Annotated in this window: 1 protein-coding gene; it reads left to right on the top strand. The window is 39.4% G+C overall.

The genetic code is table 11. From position 1 onward, the window contains the following. The coding region (locus ACNQGS_RS29105) for an IS3 family transposase (protein WP_491490397.1) at positions 1–417 on the top strand (417 nt) is incomplete at its 5' end. Positions 418–528: the final 111 nt, after the last annotated feature.

Raw genomic sequence — 528 nt, 5'->3', positions numbered from 1 at the left:
TTATATTCTCGTAAAATAGTAGGTTGGGCCATGGACAAGACCATGACAAAGGAATTAGTAATCTCCGCATTAAAAATGGCTTACAAGCGTCAACGGCCAGGGGAAGGCGTCGTTCATCACTCAGACCGGGGTGTTCAATATGCCTCGCAGGAGTATCAGAAACTATTAAAACAGTACAAAATGATAGGCAGCATGAGCCGAAAAGGAAACTGTTACGACAATGCTTGTATTGAATCTTTTCACGGTATTCTTAAGCGTGAGCTCGTTTATCAAACGAAGTTTAAAACGAGAGAAGATGCTAAGAAATCGCTGTTTGAGTACATCGAGTTTTTCTACAATTCCAAGCGGATCCATTCAACATTAGGTTACTTTACACCAAACGAATTTGAGCGAATGTTTGGAGGTTTAGCAGCCTGATTTTACCTTCATAAAAAAGTTTAAATCGCCTTTTATTTGAACTTTTTTATGAAGGCCACCAAGCGAAAGCGCGGTAGAAAAATCTGTGTCTATTTTCTTGACGTAGTATCA

The organism is Neobacillus sp. PVCKKU3, from assembly GCF_058323225.1.
The sequence above is the reverse complement of the archived record's forward strand: the minus strand, read 5'-3'. Positions and strand labels throughout refer to the sequence as shown.